This is a genomic window from Porphyrobacter sp. AAP60 (assembly GCF_001296025.1).
GTDB lineage: Bacteria > Pseudomonadota > Alphaproteobacteria > Sphingomonadales > Sphingomonadaceae > Erythrobacter.
In genome coordinates this window covers 15,305-39,501 of record NZ_LJHV01000003.1, presented here as the reverse complement: position 1 = coordinate 39,501, position 24,197 = coordinate 15,305, and the positions used below count along the sequence as shown (strand labels likewise).

At 64.3% G+C, this 24,197-nt stretch carries 20 protein-coding genes and 1 riboswitch; of the genes, 14 read left to right on the top strand and 6 right to left on the bottom strand.

The window, feature by feature from the left end; all coding sequences use genetic code 11:
• The first annotated feature begins 22 nt into the window (after positions 1–22).
• The 6 genes from IP79_RS04365 to IP79_RS04340 all read left to right on the top strand — a co-directional run bounded on the left by IP79_RS04365 (position 23) and on the right by IP79_RS04340 (position 7,911).
• Positions 23–919, top strand: a complete 897-nt coding sequence (locus tag IP79_RS04365; RefSeq protein ID WP_054118060.1) for an NAD(P)H-binding protein — start codon at positions 23–25, stop codon at positions 917–919.
• Positions 920–978: 59 nt separating this feature from the next.
• Complete coding sequence (locus IP79_RS04360; protein WP_082337018.1) at positions 979–1,974, top strand: ArsR/SmtB family transcription factor; 996 nt, start codon at positions 979–981, stop codon at positions 1,972–1,974.
• On the top strand, positions 1,971–2,900 hold the full coding sequence (metF, locus tag IP79_RS04355) for a methylenetetrahydrofolate reductase [NAD(P)H] (protein WP_054118058.1): 930 nt from the start codon (positions 1,971–1,973) through the stop codon (positions 2,898–2,900). Before IP79_RS04360 ends, metF begins: the two co-directional genes overlap by 4 nt.
• Positions 2,897–3,940: a homocysteine S-methyltransferase family protein gene (locus IP79_RS04350; RefSeq protein WP_054118057.1), complete on the top strand. Its 1,044-nt coding sequence runs from the start codon at positions 2,897–2,899 to the stop codon at positions 3,938–3,940. Before metF ends, IP79_RS04350 begins: the two co-directional genes overlap by 4 nt.
• A gap of 94 nt (positions 3,941–4,034) precedes the next feature.
• Positions 4,035–6,665 carry a methionine synthase gene (gene metH, locus IP79_RS04345; protein WP_054118056.1) on the top strand — a complete coding sequence of 877 codons (2,631 nt, stop codon included), beginning with the start codon at positions 4,035–4,037 and terminating at the stop codon, positions 6,663–6,665.
• A gap of 31 nt (positions 6,666–6,696) precedes the next feature.
• A complete protein-coding gene (locus tag IP79_RS04340; RefSeq protein WP_082337017.1) occupies positions 6,697–7,911 on the top strand; it encodes a serine hydrolase domain-containing protein in 1,215 nt (404 codons plus the stop codon).
• Here the strand turns inward: IP79_RS04340 and IP79_RS04335 are convergent.
• The gene (locus IP79_RS04335) at positions 7,908–9,107 is read right to left on the bottom strand and encodes a cation:proton antiporter (RefSeq protein WP_054118055.1); all 1,200 of its coding nucleotides are present in this window, start codon (positions 9,105–9,107) and stop codon (positions 7,908–7,910) included. The two genes, IP79_RS04340 and IP79_RS04335, sit on opposite strands and share 4 nt — an antisense overlap.
• Before the next feature lie 140 nt (positions 9,108–9,247).
• Positions 9,248–9,347: riboswitch (glycine riboswitch) on the top strand.
• Positions 9,348–9,518: 171 nt separating this feature from the next.
• Between IP79_RS04335 and gcvT the strand changes: the two genes are divergently transcribed.
• Genes gcvT through gcvPB form a run of 5 tightly spaced genes read left to right on the top strand, consistent with a single transcriptional unit; the run spans position 9,519 to position 14,812 of the window.
• Positions 9,519–10,658: a glycine cleavage system aminomethyltransferase GcvT gene (gcvT, locus tag IP79_RS04330; protein ID WP_054118054.1), complete on the top strand. Its 1,140-nt coding sequence runs from the start codon at positions 9,519–9,521 to the stop codon at positions 10,656–10,658.
• Positions 10,659–10,661: 3 nt separating this feature from the next.
• The gene (gcvH, locus tag IP79_RS04325) at positions 10,662–11,033 is read left to right on the top strand and encodes a glycine cleavage system protein GcvH (protein ID WP_054118053.1); all 372 of its coding nucleotides are present in this window, start codon (positions 10,662–10,664) and stop codon (positions 11,031–11,033) included.
• Complete coding sequence (locus IP79_RS04320) at positions 11,030–11,848, top strand: hypothetical protein (RefSeq protein ID WP_054118052.1); 819 nt, start codon at positions 11,030–11,032, stop codon at positions 11,846–11,848. The genes gcvH and IP79_RS04320 overlap by 4 nt, the downstream gene beginning before the upstream one ends.
• A 34-nt stretch (positions 11,849–11,882) precedes the next feature.
• A complete protein-coding gene (gene gcvPA / locus IP79_RS04315) occupies positions 11,883–13,259 on the top strand; it encodes an aminomethyl-transferring glycine dehydrogenase subunit GcvPA (protein ID WP_054118051.1) in 1,377 nt (458 codons plus the stop codon).
• Complete coding sequence (gene gcvPB, locus IP79_RS04310; protein WP_054118050.1) at positions 13,256–14,812, top strand: aminomethyl-transferring glycine dehydrogenase subunit GcvPB; 1,557 nt, start codon at positions 13,256–13,258, stop codon at positions 14,810–14,812. The genes gcvPA and gcvPB overlap by 4 nt, the downstream gene beginning before the upstream one ends.
• A gap of 117 nt (positions 14,813–14,929) precedes the next feature.
• On the opposite strand, the gene IP79_RS04305 is transcribed toward gcvPB, so the two are convergent.
• From IP79_RS04305 to IP79_RS04295, 3 genes are all read right to left on the bottom strand, one after another.
• Positions 14,930–16,240, bottom strand: coding sequence for a lipopolysaccharide biosynthesis protein (locus IP79_RS04305; protein WP_054118049.1), 1,311 nt, complete (start codon positions 16,238–16,240; stop codon positions 14,930–14,932).
• A gap of 24 nt (positions 16,241–16,264) precedes the next feature.
• Positions 16,265–17,095, bottom strand: coding sequence for an NTP transferase domain-containing protein (locus IP79_RS04300; RefSeq protein ID WP_054118048.1), 831 nt, complete (start codon positions 17,093–17,095; stop codon positions 16,265–16,267).
• A 120-nt stretch (positions 17,096–17,215) separates the two neighbouring features.
• Positions 17,216–18,709: a CoA-acylating methylmalonate-semialdehyde dehydrogenase gene (locus IP79_RS04295; protein ID WP_054118047.1), complete on the bottom strand. Its 1,494-nt coding sequence runs from the start codon at positions 18,707–18,709 to the stop codon at positions 17,216–17,218.
• A 139-nt stretch (positions 18,710–18,848) separates the two neighbouring features.
• On the opposite strand from IP79_RS04295, the gene IP79_RS04290 reads away from it, so the two are divergent.
• On the top strand, positions 18,849–19,811 hold the full coding sequence (locus IP79_RS04290) for an SMP-30/gluconolactonase/LRE family protein (protein WP_197273739.1): 963 nt from the start codon (positions 18,849–18,851) through the stop codon (positions 19,809–19,811).
• On the opposite strand, the gene IP79_RS04285 is transcribed toward IP79_RS04290, so the two are convergent.
• Both IP79_RS04285 and IP79_RS04280 read right to left on the bottom strand, forming a co-directional pair.
• The gene (locus IP79_RS04285; protein ID WP_054118111.1) at positions 19,808–21,160 is read right to left on the bottom strand and encodes a M24 family metallopeptidase; all 1,353 of its coding nucleotides are present in this window, start codon (positions 21,158–21,160) and stop codon (positions 19,808–19,810) included. The two genes, IP79_RS04290 and IP79_RS04285, sit on opposite strands and share 4 nt — an antisense overlap.
• A 60-nt stretch (positions 21,161–21,220) precedes the next feature.
• Positions 21,221–21,997, bottom strand: a complete 777-nt coding sequence (locus IP79_RS04280) for a citryl-CoA lyase (protein WP_054118045.1) — start codon at positions 21,995–21,997, stop codon at positions 21,221–21,223.
• Positions 21,998–22,088: 91 nt separating this feature from the next.
• On the opposite strand from IP79_RS04280, the gene IP79_RS04275 reads away from it, so the two are divergent.
• Both IP79_RS04275 and IP79_RS04270 read left to right on the top strand, forming a co-directional pair.
• On the top strand, positions 22,089–23,249 hold the full coding sequence (locus IP79_RS04275) for a CaiB/BaiF CoA transferase family protein (protein ID WP_054118044.1): 1,161 nt from the start codon (positions 22,089–22,091) through the stop codon (positions 23,247–23,249).
• The gene (locus IP79_RS04270; RefSeq protein ID WP_054118043.1) at positions 23,230–24,060 is read left to right on the top strand and encodes an IclR family transcriptional regulator domain-containing protein; all 831 of its coding nucleotides are present in this window, start codon (positions 23,230–23,232) and stop codon (positions 24,058–24,060) included. The genes IP79_RS04275 and IP79_RS04270 overlap by 20 nt, the downstream gene beginning before the upstream one ends.
• Positions 24,061–24,197 lie beyond the last annotated feature (137 nt).

Sequence of the window (24,197 nt, the reverse complement as noted above, 5' to 3'; positions counted from 1 at the left end):
CTGCGCGCGCTAGGGTGCGGGCATGACACACGCCCCAATCCGCCCGCGCCGTATCCTGCTTGCCGGAGCGAGCGGGACAATCGGTGCGGCGGTGGCGCGGCAATTGGGGGCTGATGGCCACACGGTCACCGCACTGACCCGCGCGGCGCTGGCCGATCCGGCGCAGCTTGCGATGATGGCCGCAAAGGCGCAGCCCGAGGTGGTGATATCCTGCATCGCATCGCGCAGCGGCGCGCCCAGGGATGCCGAGGCGGTGGATTACCGTGCCAACCTTGCCCTGCTGGAAGCGGCGCAGGCCGCAGGTGCGCAGCAGTTCATCCTGCTCTCCGCGATCTGCGTGCAGAAGCCCTTGCTTGCCTTCCAGCACGCCAAGCTCAAGTTCGAAGCCGCACTGGCGGCGAGCGGGATCGGCTACACCATCGTCCGCCCAACCGCCTTTTTTAAATCGCTTTCGGGTCAGGTAAAGCGGGTCAAGGCGGGCAAGCCGTTCCTGATCTTCGGTGACGGCAACCGTACCCGCTGCAAGCCGATCAGCGATGGCGATCTGGCGCGCTTTGTCGCCGGGTGCATTGATAATCCCGAAGCTGCCAACCGCATTCTGCCGATCGGCGGCCCCGGCCCGGCGATTTCCCTGCGCGATGCCGGGCTGTTACTGTTCGCGGCGGCAGGCAAGGAGCCGCACTTCAAATCCGTTTCTCCCGAAATGTTCACCTGGGCGGGGCGCATACTGGGTCTTGGCGCCGGGATTTCGGGCTGGTGTGCCGAGAAGGCCGAGTACGCCCGCATTGCGCATTATTACGCCACCGAATCGATGCTGGTGCTGGATCCTGCAACCGGCGCATACGCGGCTGATCTCACCCCGGAATACGGCAGCGAGACTTTGCGCGATCACTATGCGCAAGCCTTGGCGCTGGAATAGAACGCCTTTCTGCCACGGGCGATTTACACATATAAAAATATCTTTATATGATGCCAGCCATGGTGATCGAGGACATCTTCAAGGCGCTGGGCGATCCGACCAGGCTGCGCATTGCGCGGTTGCTGGGCACGATGGAGCTGGCGGTGGGCGAATTGGCGCAGGTGCTGGGGCAAAGCCAGCCGCGCGTGTCGCGCCATGTCGGCATCCTGTGCGATGCTGGCCTTGCCGAGCGCCGCCGCGAAGGCAGCTGGGTGTTCCTGCGCCAGGCCGAAGCGGATGAACGCGCGGCGCCGGTGATCGATGCAACCCAGCGCCTGCTCGCCATTGCCGAACAGACCGAGCCTGACTTTGCCGCCGTTTGCGAAGCCGACCGGCGCAAACTCGCCGCGATCCGTGATGCGCGGGTAACCGCGGCGGAGCATTACTTTGCCCGTCACGCCGGCGAATGGGACGAATTGCGACTGCTGCACAGCCCTGATGCCGAGGTTGAACGCCGCCTTTCCGATGCTTTGGCCGATAGCCCGCTGGGCGCGGTGCTGGATATCGGCACCGGCACCGGGCGCATGGCGGAACTGTTTGCCGGCACCGCCGAACGGGTGGTTGCGCTCGACAAGAACCTCGAAATGCTGCGCGTGGCGCGGGCCAAACTGCAACATCTGCCCACCGCCCGGATCGAACTGGTGCAGGGCGATTTTGCCGATCTGCCCTTCGCGCCCGCCAGTTTCGATACGGTGCTGCTGCATCAGGTCTTGCACTTCGCACCCGATCCCGCGCCGGCACTGGCCGAGGCGGCCCGGGTGCTGCGCGGCGGCGGGCGGATCGCGATTGTCGATTTCGCCAGCCATGATCGCGAGGAACTGCGCACCCGCCATCAGCATGCGCGCCTCGGCTTTACTGACCGCCAGATGGCCGAACTGCTGCGCGCCGCCGGGTTTACCGCCAGCGCGCCAATCGCGCTCGAAGGCGGAGAGCTGATCGTCAAGATCTGGATCGGCAAACGCCGCGCCAGTCCAGCCACCCCCGCCAAGACCCCCGCTCTGGAAACTGCCCGATGACCCCGACGCTTGACCAACTCCACGAATACCGCACCGCCACCGACACGCCGCTGTTTTCCGGCTTGCCGGGCGATGTTGCGGTGAGTTTCGAATTTTTCCCGCCGAAGTCGGAAAAGATGGAAGCGCAATTGTGGGATGCGGTGACGCGGCTGAAGCCGCTTGGGCCCAGCTTTGTCTCGGTTACATATGGTGCGGGCGGATCGACGCGGGAACGCACCCACGCTACGGTTGCGCGGATCATTGGCGAGGCGGGCCTGCCTGCCGCCGCGCACCTCACCTGTGTCGCGGCATCCAAGGCGGAAATCCGCGAGGTGGCCGAACAATACTGGGAAGCAGGCGTGCGCCACATCGTCGCCCTGCGCGGGGACGCGGGCGAGCCCGGCGCGCCCTTCACGCCGCACCCCGATGGCTATGCCAGCGCTGCTGAACTGGTCGCCGGGCTGAAAGGCATTGCCGATTTCGATATCTCGGTGGCCGCCTATCCCGAAACCCACCCCGATGCCGATTGCCCGCAGGCGGACATCGACAATCTCAAGCGCAAGCTGGATGCAGGCGCCAGCCGCGCGATCAGCCAGTTCTTCTTCTCGGCCGAAACCTTCTTCGCGTTTCGCGACAAGTGCGCTGCGGCAGGGATCGATGCGCCGATCCTGCCCGGTATATTGCCTGTCACCAATGTGGCGCAGGCGCGGAAATTTGCAGGTGCTTGCGGAGCTGCAATCCCGGCATGGATGGACGGTTTGTTCGAAGGGTTGGATGAACAGCCTGCCGCACGCCAGCTGGTTGCCGCGACCATCGCCGCGGAACTGTGCCGCCGGTTGTATGCAGGCGGGGTGCGCGATTTCCACTTTTACACCTTGAACCGCCCTGATCTGGCCTATGCAATCTGCCACCTGCTGGGCAAGCGTCCCGTCGGAGAAACCGCATGAACGCGCGCCAGCAATTGCTCGATGCAGCAGCCAAGCGCGTGCTGATTTTCGATGGCGCGTTCGGCACGCAGATCCAGAACCGCAAGCTGAGCGAAGCGGATTACGCGGGTAATCTGGGGCTGCCGGCCGACCAGAAGGGCAACAATGATATTCTGGCGCTGACCCGCCCGGACGTGATCACCGACATCACTCGCGCCTATTTCGACGCAGGATCGGATGTGGTGTCGACCAACACCTTCTCCGCCAACCGCATCAGCCAGGCCGATTACGATGCCGAAGGTCTGGTGCGCGATATCAACGTCGCCAGCGGCCAGATCGCGCGCAAGCTTGCCGAAGAATATGAGGCAAAGGACGGTCGTCCGCGCTTCGTTGCGGGCGCGATCGGGCCGACCAACAAGACGCTGTCCCTCAGTCCCGATGTCGAAGACCCGGGCTTCCGCGAGATCGACTTCGACGAACTTGTCGCGGTGTACAAGGAACAGGCCGAAGCGCTGATCGAAGGTGGCTGCGATTTTATCCTGATCGAAACGGTGTTCGATACCCTGAACGCCAAGGCCGGGATCATGGCGGTCAAGCAGCTGGAGCGAGAAACGGGCAAGGATATCCCGTTGATGATCTCGATGACGCTGACCGATCTTTCGGGCCGCAACCTTTCGGGCCACACGGTAGAAGCCTTTTGGTACGCGGTGCGCCATGCCAGGCCGCTGACCATCGGGCTGAATTGCAGCTTCGGCGCAGAACAATTGCGTCCGCACGTGAAGGTGCTCTCGCAGATCGCGGACGCGCTGCTGATGATTTACCCCAACGCAGGGCTCCCCAACGAACTCGGCGAATATGACGAAGCGCCCGAGACGACTGCGGGGCTGGTCGCCGACTGGGCCGATCACGGGCAGGTCAACATCCTCGGCGGATGCTGCGGATCGACCCCCGACCACATCGCGGCGATTGCCAATGCGGTATCCAAGTCCGCGCCGCGCGTTGTGCCTTCGCCCGAGCCTGCCATGCGGCTGGCCGGGCTTGAGGCGTTCATCGCTGCGTAAAGAACCCAATCCCGTTCGTGTCGAGCGAAGTCGAGACACTTGTGCAAGACCTCTCGACTTCGCTCGAGGCGAACGGAAACAGAGAACTGAAACCGTGACCCAACCCTCCACCTCCGCGCGCTTCATCAACATCGGTGAACGCACCAACGTCACCGGCAGCGCCGCGTTCAAGAAGCTGATCATGGCGGGCGATTACCCGGCAGCGGTCGAGGTCGCGCGCCAGCAGGTCGAAAACGGCGCGCAGGTGATCGATGTCAACATGGACGAAGGGCTGCTCGACGCGGTCCACGCGATGACGACGTTCCTGAAACTGATCGCGGCCGAGCCGGACATCGCCCGCGTGCCGGTGATGATCGACTCATCGAAATTCCATGTGATCGAGGCCGGGCTGAAATGCGTTTCCGGCAAGCCGATTGTGAACTCGATCAGCATGAAGGAAGGCGAGGAAGCCTTTCTCGAACACGCCCGCATCTGCATGGATTATGGCGCAGCGGTGGTGGTGATGGCCTTCGATACGGTCGGGCAGGCCGATACCAAGCAGCGCAAGGTCGAAATCTGCAAGCGCGCCTATGATTTGCTGGTGGCAGAGGGATTCCCGCCCGAAGATATCATCTTCGACCCCAACATCTTCGCGGTGGCGACGGGCATCGAGGAACACAATAATTACGGCGTCGACTTCATCGAAGCGGTGAAGGAACTGCGCGAGCTGTGCCCCCACGCGCATTATTCGGGCGGACTTTCGAACCTCAGCTTCAGCTTCCGCGGCAACGAAACCGTGCGCCGCGCGATGCATTCGGTTTTCCTCTACCACGCGATCCCCGCCGGGCTCGACATGGCGATCGTCAACGCTGGGCAACTCGACGTTTACGACCAGATCGACCCCGCGCTGCGCGATGCCTGCGAGGACGTAATCCTCAACCGCGATCCTGAAGCGACGGAACGCCTGATCACGCTGGCCGAAAGCTTCAAGGGCAAATCGGTCGCTGACGAGAAGGCTGCCGAGGAATGGCGCGGCTGGGCGGTGGAAAAGCGGCTCGAACATGCGCTGGTCAAGGGCATCGACGCGCATATCGTGGATGACACCGAAATCATGCGCGCCGCCATCGCCGAAGCCGGTGGCCGCCCGATCGAGGTGATCGAGGGCCCGCTGATGGACGGCATGAACGTCGTCGGAGACCTGTTCGGTTCTGGCAAGATGTTCCTGCCGCAGGTGGTCAAATCCGCCCGCGTGATGAAGAAGGCGGTCGCCCACCTCATCCCCTATATCGAGGCTGAGAAAGACCTGCTGCCCGAGGAAGAGCGCAAGGCCAAGGGCAAGATCATCATGGCGACGGTGAAGGGCGATGTGCACGACATCGGCAAGAACATCGTCGGCGTGGTGCTCCAGTGCAATGGCTATGACGTGATCGATCTGGGCGTCATGGTGCCGTGGCCCACGATCCTCGCCTCCGCCAATGACAACAAGGCCGACATGATCGGGCTGTCGGGCCTCATCACCCCCTCGCTGGATGAAATGGTGACCGTCGCCGAGGAAATGCAGCGAGCCGGCATGACCATGCCGCTGCTGATCGGCGGGGCGACCACGTCCAAGGTGCACACCGCGCTGCGCATCGATCCGGCTTATGAAGGCCCGGTGATCCACGTGCTTGATGCGAGCCGCGCTGTCGGCGTGGCGTCAAAGCTGTTGTCCGATACCCAGCGCGACGAATATGTCGCGCAGGTCGAGGACGAATACATCCACGTCCGCGATGCGCGGGCCGGCAAGTCGCAGAGCGTGCTGCTCAGCATTGATGATGCGCGGGCGAATTTTTACGACGCTTATCTGTCCGACAAGCCCGCCCCGCCCGAACAGCCCGGCGTGCACGTATTCCCCGACTGGGATCTGGCGCACCTGCGCACCTTCATCGACTGGACGCCGTTCTTCCGCGCCTGGGAACTCCACGGCAATTATCCCGCGATCCTGACAGACGAGGTGGTGGGCGAGACCGCGACCCAGCTTTTCGCCGATGCCAACGCGATGCTCGACCAGATCATCGCCGAAAAATGGCTGACCGCACGCGGCGTGGCAGGTCTGTGGCCCTGCGCGCGGGACGGGGATGATGTGACCATCCACCTGCCCGAGACCGAAGAGCACATCCGCTTGCCGTTCCTGCGCCAGCAGGTGAAGAAAAGCCGCGACCGCGCCAATATGTGCCTTGCCGATTTCATTGACCCGAACGGTGACTGGATCGGCGGCTTTGCGGTTGGCATTCACGGGATCGACCCGCACTCGGCGCGCTTTCAGGCCGACAAGGACGATTATTCCGATATCTTGCTGAAAGCGCTGGCCGACCGTTTTGCCGAGGCCTTTGCCGAGGCGCTGCACCAACACGTCCGCACCACTTTGTGGGGCTATGCTCCCGGTGAGCAACTGACCTGCGAAGCGCTGATCAAGGAGCAATATCGCGGTATTCGCCCCGCGCCGGGATACCCGGCGTGCCCCGATCACTCGTTGAAGCCGATCCTGTTCGACCTGCTTGATGCGCCGACCAACACCGGCCTGACACTGACCGAAAGCTTCGCAATGTGGCCGACGGCGGCGGTTTCGGGCTTCTATTTCGGCCACCCCGAAAGCCAGTATTTCGGCGTCGCCCGCGTGGGCCGCGACCAGCTTGAGGATTACGCGGCGCGGCGCGGGATCGATATTGCCACGGCAGAACGCTGGCTGCGGCCGAATCTCGATTGACGCCAGCGCCGCAAAAGCGATGATGCGCGGCATGATCCGCCGCCTCGCCGCAGCCCTTGTGCTCGTTGCCGCGCCCGCCGCCGCGCAGGAATCAGCGCCTCCGCCCGCGACGGTTGTGGTCTTCTTCGACCGCGAGAGCATCGAGCCGCTGATCGTCGAGGGGCTGGCGAGCAGGAATTCGGGCCGCCCTGTCGAGGCCAATGATCCGGTGCGGATCGCCAGCATTTCCAAGCTGATCATGGCGCTGACCGCGCTCAGGCTGATGGACGAAGGCAAGGTTGATCTGAGCCGCGATGTATCGGACTATCTCGGCTGGCAGGTGCGATCGCCTCACCACCCCGATGCGCCGGTGACGCTGGCGCACCTGCTGTCACACCGCGCAGGGCTGAGCGACAAGGCGGGTTACATCATCCCGCTGGGTGAAAGCCTCGCGGCGAAATTCGCCGACCCGGCAGCGTGGCGCGATGCCGGGCCATCGGGCCGGGCGGCGTTCGAATATGCCAATCTCGGCTCGCCGCTGGTGGCGACGGTGCTTGAGAGGGCTTCGGGCGAGCGGTATGACCGGCTGGTCGAACGGCTGGTGTTCGCGCCGCTGGGGGTCAAGGCGTGCCTCAACTGGATCGTCTGCGATGCCGATATGCAGGCGCGGGCGGTGACGCTCTACCGCGATACGGGCGAAATCGCCCGCGATAGTCCGGACGACCTGCCGCCCGCCTGTACGATGCCTGTGGCGGACGGGCAGGCGTGCGATCTCGATGCCTATGTCCCCGGCACCAATGCCTCGATCTTCAGCCCGCAGGGCGGCGTGCGGATCGGGATGGTCGATCTGGCGAAGATCGGGCAGGCGCTCGTGCAATTGGAGCGCAACCAATTTCTGTCCGACCGTGCGTTCGAGGTCTGGATTTATGCCATGATCAACAATGCGAACCATTCGTCGCCGGAACAGACATCGCCGGACTTCTGCGGGTATGGCCTTGGAACCTATGGGCTGGTTGATGCGCCGCCTTGCCGTGATGACCTGTTCGGGGATGGCCGCGAGCGCATCGGCCACGGGGGCGAGGCCTATGGCCTGCGTTCCGGCCTGTGGTTTTCGATGGAGGACGGTCAGGGCGTGGCCTATTTCACCACGCAGGTTCCGCCGCCACAGGGTGAGGTCGAAACCGCCGCTGCCGACCCGCGCGAGGTGGCATTGATGCGGCGCGCGTTCCCGTGGCTGGCCAACATTCACCTGCCGACCGAGAATTAAGCCTCCGCCTGCACCCGCTCCCCCAGCTTCTTCAGTAAGGGCGTTGCCAGCGGCACGGTCAGCATGGTGCTGCCCACCGCCATCAGCAACAGCGCGGTGAAGGTCGTCGGGGTGATGATCGTCTTGTCGAGCAGGATGTTTGCAAAGATGATCATGATCAGCGCCTTGGTCTGGAGCAGCCAGCCGATCAGGCTCGCCTCGGAGCGGCTCCATCCGAGCAACCGTCCGGCGATATGGACGCCGATCAGCTTGCCCCCCACTGCCGCAAGCAGCAGCAGCGCTGCCACCGCGAACACCGCCAGCCCGCCGCCCTCCCATTGGGTGCGCAGGCCGGTGGAAAGGAAGAACACCGGCATCACCGTCAGCAGCACCACGTTGCGGAACCGGTCCATCGCCTCGTGCCCGAACCACTTGGCATCCAGCACCACGCCCGCCAGAAACGCGCCGACCATGTAGTGCAGACCCGACCAGTCACCCGCCAGCCCGCACAGCGCCAGCCAGATCAGACCGACCGGCCAACGGTCATTCTCAGATAGCCGAGCCATCAGCCAGCGCACCGCCCAAGCCGCCAGTGCAAAACCCACAAGGAACACCGCCTGCCGCCCGATCCGCTCCCAATCGAGCAGGATGATCGCCAGCACGCCCCAGATCGCAATATCATCCAAGCTGGCGTAGCGCAGGATGCGCTGGCCGATCGCCTCGCGCAGGATGCCAAGCTTTTCCATCAACAGGACAAGGATGGGAAGCGCCGTCACCGCGCAGGCCATGCCGATGCCGAGCAGCACCTGCCAATATTGGCCCTCCGCACCGCGCCAGCCGGGGAATTGCAGGATGATCGCGGCGGCGATAGTGCCTGCCAGCAGAGGCATGCCCAAAGCCAGCCCCGCTGTCAGCCCCGTCTCGCCGCGGTTCTTCCACGCAGCGGACAGATCAAGCTCGATCCCCGCGATCCACACGAACAGCATTACCGCCCACCATGCGACGCCGTTCAGTGCGATGATCACATCGGGGCGGAACACGAAGGCATAATAGTCGGGGAACACCGCCCCCAGCACGCCGGGGCCGAGCAGAATGCCACCCACGATCTGCACCACCACCAGCGGCGCCCAGTAATCGGTGCGCAGCACGCGCCACACCAGCCACGGCGCGGCAAAGATGATCGTTAGTGCGATCAGATAGATTTCGGTGAGGTTCATGCCCGCTGCCGTGTCTATTCAGCCGCGCAGGCGAGTGCAAATGCGTTTTCCCCCGTCCTTGCGCGCTTCGCCCGATTGACGCGGTGCAGCAAATCAAGCATCGCGGCGATGTCTTCCACCGCAGGAGCGATTCTGCGGCGGGCAGGCGAGCGGGAGAGCCCGATGCCTTCGCAAGGGGGCAAAGGCGCCGAAGGAGCAACCGCCCCGGAAACTCTCAGGCCAACGGACCGCTCGGCTGCATGACACTCTGGAAAGCGTCCCGGATGAAAGTCCGGGGCCACCGAAGGGGAGGTGCCGCGCCGCGTTGGCGATTGCACCGAAGCTCTCAGGTCCACCCGACAGAGGGGGCAGTATCGTGGCGGTGCCATCGCGCATCGCTGGACTGCTGTTTCTGCTTGCCGGGTGCCCCTGATGACCGACCACGACACCGAAGACCACCTCGAAGACCTGCCGCTCGATCCCTTGCCGCTGGATGCGTGGCACCGGGCGAAGGGTGCGCGGATGGTGCCTTTCGCAGGCTACGAAATGCCCATTCAATACGAGGGGATCGTGGCCGAGCACACGTGGACGCGGGAGAATGTGGGCCTGTTCGATGTCAGCCACATGGGCCAGTTGCTGCTGTCCGGCCCCGGTCTGGATGCTGCGGTCGAAGCGGTGCTGCCGATTGACCTTTCCACGCTGAAACTCGGCCAGCAGCGTTATTCGCTGCTGCTGGATGAAGACGGGGGCGTGCTGGATGATCTGATGGTCTCGCGCTGGCCCGATGCACTTTATCTGGTGGTCAATGGCGCAACCAAGTGGGATGATATCGGCACGCTGCGTGAAGCGCTGCCCGATGATATCACGCTCAACCATCTTGATGATCGTGCGCTGCTGGCCTTGCAGGGGCCGAAGGCGGCGGACGCACTGGCGCGCCATGCTGACGGCAAGTATCCGTTGAGTGCTTTGACCTTTATGCGGTTCGGACTGTTTACGATCGCTGGCCACGAGGTCACGATTGCGCGGGCGGGCTACACCGGCGAGGACGGGTTCGAAATCTCGCTTCCCGCCGCAGCCGCCGCCGAAATCGCTGACCTGCTTTGCGGCGAACCCGAAGTGAAGCCCATCGGCCTTGGTGCGCGGGATTCGCTGCGGCTCGAAGCCGGGCTGCCGCTTTATGGCCACGACATGTCGCCCGAAACCTCGCCCATCGAGGCGGGGCTGATCTTCGGCATCAACAAGCGCCGCCGCAGTGAAGGCGGCTTCCCCGGCGCAGACCGGATCATCCGCGAGATCGCTGAAGGTACCCGGCGCAAATGGGTCGGACTCAGGCTCGATGGCCGCCTGCCCGCCCGCGAAGGCGCGGAAGTTTTCGCAGGCGATGACCACATCGGAACCGTCACCAGCGGCGGGTTTTCGCCCACATTGGGCGCGCCCATCGCCATGGCCTATGTCGCCGCCGCCCACGCCGCGCCCGGCACTGCGATCGAAGTCGAAGTGCGGGGCAAGCGCCTTTCCGCCACCGTCACCCCCACACCTTTTGTCCCCCACCGCTATTTCAGAGGGAGCTGAACCATGACGCGCTATTTCACCGAAGAACATGAATGGATCGATGTCGAAGACGATATCGCCACCGTCGGGATCACCGATTTTGCGCAAGGCCAGTTGGGCGACATCGTGTTCGTCGAACTGCCCGAAGTCGGCGCGATGATCGAGCAGGGCAAGGATGCTGCCGTGGTCGAAAGCGTCAAGGCCGCGTCCGATGTCTACGCCCCGATCACCGGCGAGATCACCGAGGTGAACCCCGCGCTGGAAGAAGACCCCTCGCTGGTCAATTCCAGCCCCGAGGAAGATGGCTGGTTCTTCAAGATGACCATCGCCGCCGAATCCGAGCTGGACAAGCTGATGGACGAAGAAGCCTACAAGGCATTCATCGAAGCACTATGACGCAGACGCCGCCCGTCACGATCACGCGCGTGTGCCGGTTGATGGTCGCGACCCCGCTGTATGGCGGGGCCGAGGCCGATTACCTGCGCAGCGTGGTGGGCCTGACGGGCGCGGCGGAGCGTGCCAATGTGGCGTGCAGCTTCGCCTGGCTCAGCAACAATGCCGCGATTGACCGGGCGCGCAATGTGCTGGCCGCCGCCTTCCTGCAATCGGATGCGACCCATCTGGTGTTCATCGATGGCGATATCGGGTTCGAGCCGGAGGCGCTGCTTGATCTTGTGGCCCGGATGCAGGGCGATGATCGCCTCGCCGTGGTCGGCGCGCCGTGTCCCAAGCGGCGGATCAACTGGGGCACAGTCGCTGCGGCGGCGGCAAAGGGGCTGGGGCAGAGCGATGCGGCGGCGCTGGAGCGCTATTCGGGCGTGTTCACATTGGACGCGCTCGATCCGCAGGCGGGCTTCCGGCTGGATGAACCGCTGGAACTGGCGCGGGTTGGCACAGGCCTCATGATCATCCGCCGCGATGTGATCGAGGCGTTGTGTACGGCCCATCCAGAACTGCGTTACGCCGCCGACCAGCTTGACCGCGACAGCGGGATTTCCGGCGATCATCTGACCGCGCTGTTCCAGCCGATGATCGATCCTGACACCGGGCACCTGCTGTCCGATGATTATGCCTTCTGCCGCCGCGTGCGCGATGCGGGCTATCGCATCTGGCTCGCCCCGTGGCTGCGCACCACCCACACTGGCCCTGCGCGTTTTGCCGGGGCGCTTGCCGATCTGGCGCAATTGCGCGCCGCACCCTCTCCCGCCTGACCTTACCACCACCAGCCACGGACAACCCAGACCCATGCGCTACCTTCCTCTCACAGACACCGACCGGCAAGCCATGCTGGCGAAAATCGGCGCGGCCACAGTGGACGATCTTTTTGTCGACGTTCCCGAAGTCGCCCGGCTGGATGGCCCGATCCGCGGCCTGCCGATGCACGCAGGCGAGATGGCCGTCGAACGTCACATGAAGGCATTGGCTGCGAAGAACATGGCGGCGGGCGATGTGCCGTTCTTCCTCGGTGCAGGCGCTTACCGCCATCACGTGCCCGCCAGCGTCGATACGATTATCCAGCGCGGCGAGTTTCTGACCGCCTACACGCCGTACCAGCCGGAAATCGCGCAGGGCACCTTGCAGATGCTGTTCGAGTTCCAGACGCAGGTTGCGCGTCTGTATGGCTGCGCGGTGGCGAATGCCTCGCTCTATGATGGGTCGACCGCGTGCTGGGAGGCGGTGGCGATGGCCACCCGCGTTACCCGCCGCAGCCGCGCCGTGCTGTCGGGCGCGCTGCATCCGCATTATGCCGAAGTGGTCAAGACCATGGCTAAATTCACCGGTGACACCATTGCCGATGCCATGCCCGCAATCACCGCCGAGCCCGATCTGGGTGGTCTGATCGCCCGCATCGATGATGATACCGCCTGCGTGGTGGTGCAATATCCCGATATTCTGGGCCGCATCAGCGATCTGACCCCGGTGGCCGAAGCCGCCCACGCCAGGGGCGCGTTACTGGTGGTGGTGAACACCGAACCTGTGGCCCTGGGCGCGTGCAAATCGCCCGGAGAGATGGGCGCCGATATCGTGGTGGGCGAAGGGCAATCGCTGGGCGTCGGCCTGCAATTCGGCGGGCCATACCTCGGCCTGTTCGCGGTGCGCGATCCCAAGCATGTGCGCCAGATGCCGGGGCGGCTGTGCGGTGAGACCACCGATGCCGAGGGCAAGCGCGGCTTCGTGCTCACGCTTTCCACCCGCGAACAGCACATCCGGCGCGAAAAGGCGACCAGCAACATCTGCACCAATTCCGGCCTGTGCGCGCTGGCCTTCAGCGTTCACATGACGCTGCTGGGCGAGCGCGGCCTGCGCGAACTTGCCGCTGAAAACCACCGTCTGGCCTGCCTTGCTGCCGACCGGCTTGCCAATGTGCCCGGTGTGGAAGTGCTCAACAACAGCTTTTTCAACGAGTTTACCCTGATGCTCGGCGGCAAGCCTGCGCGCGAAATCGTGCGCGATTTGGCGGATCGCGGCGTGCTGGGCGGCGTATCGCTGGGCAGGCTTTATCCCGGTGTCGCAGCGCTGGAACACGCACTGCTTGTCGCCGTGACAGAAACCACCACCGAGGATGATATCGAGCGCCTCGCCTGCGAGCTTGAAGCCAGCATCAAGGAGTCCGTCCAATGAACGCCCCCAACAAGAGCGGCTGGAAGCCCGCAATGGAACTCTCCGAAGACGGGATGCACAACGGCCCCGCCACCACCACCGGCAACCGCGCGCTGATGCTGGAAGAACCGCTGCTGTTCGAAATCGGCCGCAAGGATGTGACCGGTGTCGATCTGCCGCCGCTTGATCCCGCTGCGCCCTCGCGCCTCGGTGGCTTGGCGCGCAGCGAACCCATCGGCCTCGTCGGACTGACCGAGCCGGAAACCGTGCGCCATTACACGCGCCTCAGCCGCCAGAACTACGGGATCGACCTCGGCTTTTTCCCGCTGGGCAGCTGCACGATGAAGCACAACCCGCGCCTCAATGAGAAGGTCGCACGGCTGCCGGGCTTTGCCGATATCCACCCGCTCGCGCCGCAATCGACGGTGCAGGGCGCGCTGGAAGTCGTCCACCAGCTTGGCCATTGGCTGTGCACGCTCACCGGGATGCCCGCTGTGGCGATGAGCCCCAAGGCCGGCGCGCATGGCGAGCTGTGCGGCATCCTTGCGATCCGCGCCGCGCACGAAGCCCGCGGCGATGCGCGCGAGGTGGTGCTGGTGCCCGAGAGCGCCCACGGCACCAACCCTGCCACTGCAGCTTTCGCCAACTACCGCGTGGAGGATATTCCCGCCACGCCCGAAGGCCGCGTCGATGTGGCGGCGCTGAAGGCCCGCCTTGGCCCCGATGTCGCGGCGGTGATGATCACCAATCCCAACACCTGCGGCTTGTTCGAAAAGGACTTCCGCGAAATCGCCGATGCGGTCCACGCGGCGGGCGGATATGTCTATTGCGACGGGGCGAACTTCAACGCCATCGTCGGCAAGGTGCGCCCCGGCGATCTGGGTGTGGATGCGATGCATATCAACCTGCACAAGACCTTCTCCACCCCGCACGGCGGCGGCGGACCGGGGTCTGGGCCGGTGGTCTTGTCCGAAGCGCTGGCGCCCTATGCCCCGCTGCCTTTCGTACGCAAGAATGATGCGGGCGAATTTTATCTTGTCGAGGAAGAAAACCGCGAGGAACGCGGGCCGACTTTCGGGCGGATGACCGCGTTCCACGGGCAGATGGGCATGTTCACCCGCGCGCTCACCTATATGCTCAGCCACGGCGCGGACGGGCTGAAGCAGGTGGCCGAGGACGCGGTGCTCAACGCCAATTACATCCTGCGTTCCATGGAAGACATTCTCCACGCGCCCTTCGCTGACAGCGGCCCGTGCATGCACGAGGCACTGTTCGGCGACAAGGATTTCGGCGGAGGCTTGTCGACGCTGGATGTCGCCAAGGGCCTGATCGACGAAGGCTACCACCCGATGACGGTGTATTTCCCGCTGGTCGTCCACGGCGCAATGCTGGTCGAGCCGACCGAGACGGAGAGCAAGGCGGCGATCGACCAGTTCATCACTGCCTTCCGCGCGGTGGTGGAACGGGCACTGGCAGGGGACGAGGCGCTGAAGCAGGCGCCTTACTATGCACCCCGGCGCAGGCTTGATGAAACGGCCGCGGCGCGGAAGCCCAAGCTGGCTTACGAGGGGTAGGCGACAACGTTCCCCGTTCGCCCTGAGCTTGTCGAAGGGCCGTCTTTTCTTGAGGTCAACGCTGACCGCAGAAAAGAAGTGCAGTCCTTCGACAAGCTCAGGGCGAACGGGACTGACCTATTTCTTGGGAGGGGCGGGCCCCGTGTCCGCCCCCTGTTCGTCCGGCACCACCACGATCCGGAACTGCTTCAGGTTCAAAATCGCCAGATAGAACCCGACCACGGTCAGCACGCTCGATCCCAGCAATGCAAACCCTGCCCCCTGCGCGCCCTTCCAGCCGATCGCCGCTTCCAGCATCACCAGCGCAAGCACTGTCGGGAATAGCCGGACGAGGAAGGCGACGTGCGCCTTGCCGGCCGAGATCAACAGCGATTCAAGACTCGCGCCGACCAGTTCCACCGCGCCAGCGATGCTGAGAATGATCATCGCCCAGTAAAATCCGGTGAACTGTTCGCCGGCGACAAGGGCAAGGCCGGGGCGGCCGAACAGGATCGCGGTGACCACCGCCGTCACCCCGGCAATCGCGGCGATGTTCGCCATCCGCCGGGCGATATCGACCGCGGTTTCGCGCGATTGCACCAGTTCGGGCAGGATCGCCTTGGAGATCGTCTGCGCCAGCGCAATCAGCGCCACGCCCAGCTGGTTGGCGATGCGGAAGCCGCCTGCAAGATAGGCCCCGCCGAAGGTGCCCACCAGCAGGATCATCACCTGCTTGCCCGCCACCGCAAGGCTGCCAGACATATTGGTGGACAGCACAAACTTCCAGGCATCCTTGTGGCGCGACGGAATGGCGCGCAGGCTGACCGAGGACAGCGGCACCGGCTGCACGCGCGCGGCGACGATCCACAGGGCGATCGCGGTGGCGATCTCTGACGCGGCGAAGGCCAGGATGAAACCGGTCACATCGGGCATTAGCCACAGCGCCAATCCCGCGCCGGTGGTGCGGATGATCGGCTGCACGGCTTCGGCCCAGGTCGCCTTGCCATATTCGGAATGAAGCCGCAGCATCCCTGTCGGTGTGGTGCGGATCGACAGCAAGGAGATCACGCAATAGCCGAAGGTCAGCCACATCAGATCGGTCGGCACATCGAGCCATAGGGGCGCCGTCAGCACCAGCGCCACCGAGGCGAACGTGCCGACGATGATCGAGACCCCGTCAAGCGCAACCGCAAACCCGGTCGCCTCGCGCGCCCGCTGGAGATCGACGCCGGGCTGATCGGGATCGGCTCCCCAGCGTACGATGAACTGCCAGGTCTGGAAGCTGGAAAAGCCGGTGATCGCCTGCCCCAGCGCGATGATCAGCGCAAAGTGGCCAAAGCCTTCGGTGCCCAGCGTGCGCGCGGCGATGGCGAGATACACCAGGCTTAACACTGCGTTGAACCCGCGGCCTCCGAGCAGCCAGCCCATATTGGCAAATATCTGCTTCATCGGATAGCGCGTGCTGTCGGTAGCCTATCGGGCTGCGCGCAATGGCGCGGTTGCCCCGTCGCCTTCGCGTTGCTTGAGGATTTTCTCGGTCACCGCATAGGTCGTTTCATTGTCCACGTCGATGGCAAAATGCCCGTCCGACAGCACCACCGGCACCAGCCGCAGGCCGAACCGGCGGGAAATCTGCGCGAACAGCTTTTCCTTGGTGCCATTACCAAGCCAGAACCGCAGCAGGTTGAGCAGGCCAAACGCCTTGATGATGCGGCGCGGGAATTTCACGAACTGCCCGCCTTCGCGCCAGATCTCGGCCGCCGACACGGCCTTGGTGTTGCCCAGCCAATACAGGTTGCAATTGGAATAGCCGCCGTCGCGGAACTTGTAAAAGCGCTGTTGCCCCTGCGGATCGGCGGCTTGCACATCTTCCTTGCGGGCAAGGCCAGCGGCGCCCTCTGCCCCGGCGGCAAGACACCCCGCAATGAACTCGGCATAGCCATCGGGGGTGACAAGGCAGTTGTCAGCGGTGGTGATCATCACCGGAAAGGCCGCACCGTCGACTGCGCCGACCACACTGTCGACCAGATTGTGACGTCCCTCGACAATTGTCAGACGGTTTTTCTGCGCCAGCGCGGCAATCGTGGGCAGCGCGGCGATTTCATCCCGTTCATGCGCGACGATCCGGATCGCATCTACCGCGTCGCAAGCAGCGACCTGCCGCACCACCCGCTCGATCATCGGGACACCGTTGATCGGCACGACCGCCTTTTGCGCCACCCCTGCGCGCGCTGCCAGTGGATCCAGCACGCCCGCGCGCTTACCCGCGAGGACGAGCGCGGTGACTTTTCTGCAACTCTCCATGGTTTCGACACATAGGCGAGACTTTATGACATTTCCAAGTCGCCAGAACGTGCTTTGCGCAAGATAAGCTGAAGGTGTTGCAGTATTGTCGTTGATGCAGGGCGGGCGTTTTGCGCCGCCTTACCCCATCGTCGGGATGACGAAGGCGTTCGATCCGTCTCCGCCGCCATCGGGCCAGCGCTGGGTGATCTTCTTGTTCTTGGTCCAGAACCGCAGGCCCTCGGTGCCATACTGGTCGATATCGCCGAAGCCGGAACGCTTCCACCCGCCGAAGGAGTGATAGGCGACCGGCACGGGGATCGGCACGTTGATGCCGACCATGCCGACATTGACCCGCGCGGCAAATTCGCGCGCGGCGTGGCCGTTGCGGGTGAAGATCGCGACGCCGTTGCCATATTGATGCTCGCTCGGCAGGCGCACGGCTTCCTCGAAGTCCTTGGCCCGCACGATCTGAAGCACGGGGCCGAAGATTTCTTCCTGATAGGATGTCATCTGCGGGGTGACATGATCGATCAGCGTCGGGCCGACGAAGAAGCCTTTCTCGTGGCCCTGCAACGTGAAGCCGCGCCCGTCGACGACGATCTCTGCGCCCTCTTCCTCGGCGGTGGTGATCCACTGTTCGATCCGCGCCTTGTGTTCGGGCGTGACCACCGGGCCGTAATCCGCGTCGGGATCGTTCGACACGCCGATGCGCAGGGCGGCGATCGACTTGAGCAGCTTTTCCTTCAGCCGCTCCGCCGTCTCCTCGCCCACCGGCACCACCACCGGCAGCGCCATGCAGCGTTCGCCTGCCGAGCCGAAGGCCGCGCCGGTCAAGTCGTTGACCACCTGATCGAGATCGGCATCGGGCAGCACGATCCCGTGGTTCTTCGCCCCGCCAAACGCCTGCACCCGCTTGTTGTTCGCCGTGCCGCGCGCGTAGATATATTGCGCGATGTCGGAGCTTCCGACGAAGCTGATCGCGGCGATATCGGGGTGATCGAGGATTGCGTCGACCATTTCCTTGTCACCGTGGACGACTTGCAGCAGCCCCTCGGGCGCGCCGGCTTCAAGGAACAGTTCGGCCAGCCGCACCGGCACTGAAGGATCGCGTTCCGAAGGCTTGAGGATGAAGGCATTGCCCGCAGCACACGCCATGCCGAACATCCACATCGGGATCATCGCCGGAAAGTTGAACGGCGTGATGCCGACCCCGATGCCGAGCGGCTGGCGCACCGAGTAAACATCAATGCCCGGCCCGGCGCCGTGGGTATATTCACCCTTCATGATCTGCGGCAACCCGCAGGCATATTCGATCACTTCCAGCCCGCGCTGCACATCGCCGCGCGCATCGGGCACGGTCTTGCCGTGCTCGGACGAGAGCATTTCGGCAAGGCTCTGCATGTTCGCTTCGACCAATTCCTTGAAAGCGAACATCACCCGTGCGCGGCGCTGGGGGTTGGTGGCGGCCCACGCGGGCTGGACGCGCTTGGCCGTTTCCACCGCGCGGGCCAGCAGCGCAGCATCGCCCAGGGCAACTTCGGCCTGCACTTCGCCGGTCGAGGGGTTCCAGATGGCGTGCTTGCGGGTGGGCACGGGGCTGTCGCCGACGATGAAGTGGTCGATCTGGCGCATGGAAATAGGTCTCCTGTCTCTGCCGCCCCAATGCCCCCCGAGCGGGCCTCATGCAACCCTTGTGGCTCCCCTCAAAAGTGCTGGCATCGGCAGGCGCGACGGGGCACGGTGTGCTTGCGACGAGATGGACAAGGGACGGATGATGGGCAGTAGCAAGGGCAGGGTGGTGCAGGTCGCTCTGATCGCGGCAGTGGCTGTGGCCTGCGCGATGATCGGCGCTTCGTTGATGGCGCAGGACGAGACTGCTGCGGCTGACACCATCCTAATCCCCGACAGCCTCGAACTGGCCGCCACCGGATACACCTTTACCGAAGGCCCGGCGTGGGACGGAGCGCGGATCATTTTCAGCGATATTCCGGGCGATACGGTCTATGTCATGACGCCCGGCGATGCCGCGCCGCAGGTGCTCTACACCCCCAGCGCGAATGCCAATGGCCACACCTTCGATCTGCAAGGCCGCCTCATCAACGCCGAACACGGCAGCGGCGCGATTACCCGCTGGACGCCGGAAGGCGGGCGGCAGGTGATCGTGGACACGTATCGGGGCAAGCGCCTCAACAGCCCCAATGATGTGGTGGTGCGCAGCGACGGGCTGATCCTGTTCACCGACCCGCCCTATGGCCTTGGCGAGCGGACAAGCGAGGTAGGTTTTTCAGGGGTGTTCGCGCTTGATGAGGCGACGGGCAAGATGGTGTTGATCGACGATGCCCTGTCCCGCCCCAACGGCCTCGCGCTCTCGCCCGATGAAACGGTGCTGTATGTTGGCGACACCGCGACCCAGACGCTGTGGGCCTATGACCTTGCCGCCGATGGCACCGCATCGGGCAAGCGGCTGGTGGTCGATGTGACTGACGACAGCACGCCGGGACGGGTTGACGGGGTGCGGGTCGATACAGAGGGACGTGTCTACACCACTTGTCCGGGCGGTATCTGTGTGATCGATCCGGCCAAGGGCGCGGTGATTGAACGGCTCGCCACGCCCAAACGCGCCACCAATCTTGCGTGGGGCGGGGCTGACCTGTCGGAGCTTTACATCAGCGCGCTGACCGACGTGTATCACGTGAAGACCAATGCGCGCGGCTCTGGTTCTTCCAGCCGCTAATCCGACGCGATCAGCGTGATCTCCGTCTGGCGGCCGTCGATGAAGCGCACGGTTTCGCCGTCGAAGAAGGCGTCCTCTTCCGTGCGGAAATCGACCCGCTGCCCGCCCCATTCGGGCACTGCCGCATAGGACGTCAGCTCGATTGACCACGCCGTGTTCGCATTGATCAACCCGCCGCCGCGCGGGTCGGCGTTCTGGTTGTCCCAGAACCCGATGCTCGGTCCCGCACCGTGGCCGTGGCTGCCGATGGGGTGGGTGTAGATCGACGGATCGAGGTCCGCAGCAATGCTATCTGCGCGCGCGATCGCCAGCACCTCGTTGCCAGACCGCCCGACTTTGAAGGCGCGGGTGAGGAAATCCTGCACCCGGTTGCTGTTCGCCAGGCCCGCGCGGAGGCCCGCCGGAGCCTCGGTCTCGCCCGGCTTTAGCACATAGGCCAGGTGCTGCGTATCGGTATTGAGCCGCAGGTAGGTGATCCCGAAATCGGTCCACAGCAGATCGCCCGGCTGGATCACTTCTGCGCCTTCCAGCATTCCCTTTGTACCCTGCCGCTGGATTGCAACCGAGGGGTGGAACCACGGTTCAAGGCCCAGCTGCATCAGCCGGTCACGGTACCACCATTGCACGTCCTCGGCCTTGGTGACGCCCGGCGTGATCACTTGCCGCGAAAACGCCTCGGCGATCACTGCGTGGGCGGTGCGCACGATGCTGGGGTACAGGTCCATTTCAGCAGGGGTGCGGGTTTCGAGCCAGCGGATTGCCAGCCCCTCCCCGCTGACGAGCCGTTCGTGCAGCGCGGGCGGCAGCTTCGCCATGAAGCGATCATACTGGCTCAGCGTCATGCCATCGGCGAATTGGGTGAGGTCTGACGAATTGATTGCGATCTTGGCCGGATTGCGCGCGGCAATGATGTCGGCCACCGCCTGCCACTGATTGGGCTGTTCATCCGGGTTCCAAGCGGGCTCGAACAATCCGCCAAGGCCATAGCGGCTGACAGTAAGGCGTTCGATCGGTTGGCCTTCGCCCGGATCGTGCAGGATCAGGATGGTGCGCCTGCGCGCGTGCATGTTCTCGGCATCGAGCATCGAAGCGACCACCGGCTCTTCGAAATACTCACGCGTCACCAGCAGCCACAGGTCGATCCCCTGTTCGCGCATGATCGCGGGCAGCACAGTATCGAGCCGCTGCGCCAGAATGCGGTTTTCGGTGTCGGCCCGCTCGCGCGGAGCAAGGATGCTGGGCAGGGCGGGGGCGGCCTGTTCGGTCTGGCTCATGGGCAGGGGCGTGTCGGCGAGCGCTGGCGCCGCTGTCAGCGCTGCCGCCAATGCCATCAATGTCCGCCCGATCATGCCTGTCCCCTTGGTTGCCGCGCCGACAGTGGCGCGGCATTGCCGGGGGATCAAGCAGGCTTATTCCGAGCCGTCGTCAAATCCGATCCGCTCCGCCGCAGCGCCGCTCATGATGAAGCCGATGGGCCGCTCGGTTTCCTCCTGCAGGTGCGCGATCAGGCTGGCGGTACGGGCGAGCAGCGAAATGCCCTTCAGCGCCGCCAGCGGGAAGCCTGCGTCCAGCATCACCGCCGGGATCGCGCCGTTGACGTTGATCGGCAGCGGGCGGCCAATCGCTTCGGGCAGCACGGTTTCGATGGTGCGCAGCATGGCGATGTGCGGGCCTTCCATGCCGTGTTCCTTGGCCAGCGCCAGCAGACGGTGCGCGCGAGGATCGCCGCCGGAATGCTGCGGGTGGCCGAAGCCGGGGATCGCCTTCTTTTCGGCGCGCAAGGCCTTGATGGCGGCAATCGCGGCGGCGGCCGGATCACCGCCCTCGGCCACCACATGCGCATAGAACTTGCCCGCCACTTCCGCGCTGCCCAGCACCACAGAACCGCAGCCCAGCAGCCCCGCGGCGACCGCGCCGTGAAACGCCTCGGGCGCGGCGGCATAGGTCATGCGGGTGGCGACGACACTCGGCACCAGACCGTGTTCGGCAATCGCGCACAGCACCGCATCGGCCAGTGCCTTTTGCGGCGGGCTGGGCATCGTGCCCGTCACCAGCAGCCAGAAATAGCTGGTGAAATCGACATGACCGATCACTTCGCTGCACAGATCCATCCCGCGCACCGTGATGCTCGTCGCATCGGAGGTGCAGATCGAGGTGACGGCGTTATCCTGCTTGCCGATGCGCATGGGCGTTCCTTTTTCGATATTCGAAGTTGATTTCGTTATGCGAAGAATATACTAACGTCCCATTGTCAAGATACAAGGTGGGATCAAGCGGATGACGGCCAAACCCCTCGCAGGTGTTACCGTGCTCGAAATGGGCACCTTCATCACCGGCCCCGCCGCCGGGATGCTGCTGGCCGATATGGGCGCCGATGTGATCAAGGTGGAACAGCCCGGCACCGGCGATCCGTTCCGCAGCTTCAAGGGCGAGCTTTATTCGCCGCATTTCCAGACCTATAACCGCAACAAGCGGTCGATCACCATCGATCCCAAGAACCCCGATGATCTGGCGACCCTCGATCAACTGGTGGCAGGCGCCGATGTCTTCATCCAGAATTTCCGCCCCGGCGTGGCAGACCGTTTGAATGTCGATGCCAAGCGATTGCAGGCGATCAACCCCGCGCTGGTCTATGCCTCGATCTCCGGCTTCGGCAGCGAGGGGCCAGAGCGGGATCGCCCCGCTTTCGATACCGTCGCGCAGGCCGCATCCGGCTTTCTGCGCCTGCTGGTCAACCCGCAGCACCCGCGCGTGGTTGGCCCCGCCATCGCCGATGCCATGACCGGGTTTTACACCGCGCTCGGCATCCTCGCCGCGCTCAATGAACGCCACACCACGGGGCGGGGCCGCGTGGTCGAAACCTCGATGTTCGAGGCCATGTGCCATTTCAACCTCGATGATTTCACCCACCTGCTGTCCGCCGATCAGGTGATGGGGCCGTATTCGCGCCCCCACGTCAGCCAGAGCTACGTGTTCCAGTGCGCCGACGGCAAGTGGCTGGCGCTGCACATGTCATCGCCGCCCAAGTTCTGGGAGAACCTTGCCACCGCCGTCGGCCAGCCCGACATGCTGAGCCTGCCCGCATTCGAAAGCCGGGACGCACGCATCAGCCATTACGAAGATGTGGTGGCCTTCCTCGCCCCGATCTTCGCCGGCCAGCCACGCGATCACTGGACGGCGGAACTGACCCGCCTCGAAGTGCCCAATTCGCCAGTTTACGACAGCGCCGAAGTGCTGGCGACCGAGCAGGCCAAGGTGCTCGGCATCGAAGTCACCGATCCGGACGGGCCGAAGGGGGAATTCCGCACGATCCGTTTCCCCCTATCCTTCGATGGCGAACGGATGGACAGCGTCACCGCGCCGCCCCTATTGGGAGCGGACGACGCGGCTGTCCGCCGCTCCATCGAAAGGCCGGTGCATGGGATCCGCAGGGGCTGAAACGCCTGACAAAGAGGGGGGGCACAAGAACCCTGAATACCTCTCGACGCTGGAACGCGGCCTGCGCGTGCTGAAGGCGTTTGACGAGGATCACCCCGAAATGACCCTGTCGGAAGTCGCGGCCCGTACCGCCCTGCCGCCAGCCGTGGCGCGGCGCTGCCTGATCACGCTGGTGGAACTGGGCTATGTCGGCCAGCATGAACGCAAGTTCCTGCTGCGCCCGGCGGTGCTGACGATCGGTTCGGCCTTCCTCGCCTCGATGCAGATCGAACAGGTGGTGCTGCCTCCGCTGCAAGGGCTGCGTGACCAGACCGGCGACAGCGCCAGCCTTGCCGTGCTGTCGGGCGCGGATATTCTTTACGTGGCCCACGTTTCGACCGACCGGCGCTTCCGTGTCGCGGCAGGGGTGGGCACGCGCTTTCCCTTCCACGCGACATCGCTGGGCAAGGCGCTGGCGGCCAATCTGCCCGATGACGAGCGTGATGCATTGCTGGCAGGCGCACCGTTCCAGCGCTTTACCGAACGCACCGTTACAGACAGCGCAGCGATGACCGAGCGCCTCGCGCTGGTGGCGACACGCGGTTACGATTCGGCGCTGGACGAACTGGACTACGGCATCGTCTCGGTCGCGGTGCCGATTTTCGGGCGCGGCGGGCGGGTGGTTGCCGCCATCAACTGCTCCACTTCCACCACCCGCATCTCGCAGGACGAGCTGGTGCGCACACGCCTGCCACTGCTGCGCAATGCGGCAGGGGAGATCGAGGCTGCGCTGAAGCGCTGGCCTGCGCTGGAGGCAAGCTTACGGCCTTGAGGGGCGATCGTGCCCGACGGCCGCGTTGGTGGCGGGCGAAGTGTGACAAAACCATCACTGGTCCGGCCACAAAGCCATTAATGCATGGTCGCGAACTGGTGTGAGAATTCCGTCCATCCGGATCTTGGCGATCACAC